Consider the following 1,108-nt stretch of genomic DNA (forward strand, 5'->3'; position numbering starts at 1 on the left):
CGCCGTCGGCGTTGGTCACGCGAAGATAAAGAGCAGCTCGTCGCTGCGTGCTTTGAGCCAGACGCGGTCATCTCCGAGATTGCCCGCGCGGCCGGCATCCATGTCAGTCAGTTGTTCCGTTGGCGCAAAGAGCTTTGTCGGATCGAGGAGCCAAGATCTGACACTGCGGCTTTGGTGCCGGTAATCGTGTCCGAGGCCGCTTCGACAGTCTCCCCCGCTCAGCCGGAACCACCCACCAAATTCCATCCTCGTCGGAAGCGCAGTGATGTAACAATCGAACTTGGTCGGGGCCGACGCGTCCGCGTGGATAGCGACATCGACACGGAAGCGCTTGGCCGGATACTCGATTGCGTGCTGGGGCTGCGATGATCTCGGTTCCGAGTGGTGTGAAGGTCTGGTTGGCGACGGGCCACACCGATATGCGCAAAGGCTTCCCCGGTCTGTCGTTGATGGTGCAGGAGGCGCTAAAGCGCGACCCGATGTGCGGTCACCTGTTCGTATTCCGCGGCCGCGGTGGTGGCCTGATCAAGGTGATCTGGCATGACGGCCAGGGCGCTTGCCTGTTCACGAAGAAACTGGAGCGCGGCCGCTTCATCTGGCCATCAGCGGCCGATGGCACAGTGGTGATCACGCCCGCGCAGCTCGGTTATCTGTTGGAAGGTATCGACTGGCGGATGCCACAAAAGACCTGGCGGCCGACGTCGGCCGGATGAGCAAAAACACTGGAATGACGGGGTCGAATATGATTCCATCCTGTCATGAGCAATGCGACCGAAGAGCTTCCGGATGACCTTGCCAGTGCGCTTGCACTGCTGGCCCAGGAACGTGCTCGCCGTGTCGCAGCCGAAGCAGAAGCGGCGACCGCCAAGGCAGAAGCCGCCAGCGCCAAGGCACTCGTATCGCATTCCGAGGCGCTGATCGCACGGCTGAAGCTGGAGATCGACAAGGTTCGACGTGAACTCTACGGCAGCCGGTCCGAGCGCAAGGCGCGGCTCCTGGAACAGATGGAACTGCAACTCGAGGAGTTGGAAGCGGACGCCGGTGAGGATGAACTAGCGGCGGAGATCGCAGCCAAAGCCTCAACCGTCAAAGCCTTTGAGCGCAGGCG

The 1,108-nt window shown here is 61.6% G+C and carries 3 protein-coding genes; all 3 read left to right on the forward strand.

The features are described from left to right. The coding region (gene tnpA / locus ACFVTJ_RS25450; RefSeq protein ID WP_386911277.1) for an IS66-like element accessory protein TnpA at positions 1-369 on the forward strand (369 nt) is incomplete at its 5' end. Further along, the gene (gene tnpB, locus ACFVTJ_RS25455) at positions 366-713 is read left to right on the forward strand and encodes an IS66 family insertion sequence element accessory protein TnpB (RefSeq protein WP_386911279.1); all 348 of its coding nucleotides are present in this window, start codon (positions 366-368) and stop codon (positions 711-713) included. The genes tnpA and tnpB, both read left to right, overlap by 4 nt. Before the next feature lie 45 nt (positions 714-758). After that, a partial coding sequence (locus tag ACFVTJ_RS25460) for a transposase (protein ID WP_386911280.1) occupies positions 759-1,108 on the forward strand: 350 nt, incomplete at its 3' end.

The organism is Agrobacterium sp. NPDC058088 (genome assembly GCF_042885035.1).
GTDB lineage: Bacteria > Pseudomonadota > Alphaproteobacteria > Rhizobiales > Rhizobiaceae > Agrobacterium.

Bases quoted from the DNA above. Each gene is read 5' to 3' on its own strand.
- tnpB (WP_386911279.1), top strand. From the start codon at position 366: ATGATCTCGGTTCCGAGTGGTGTGAAGGTCTGGTTGGCGACGGGCCAC.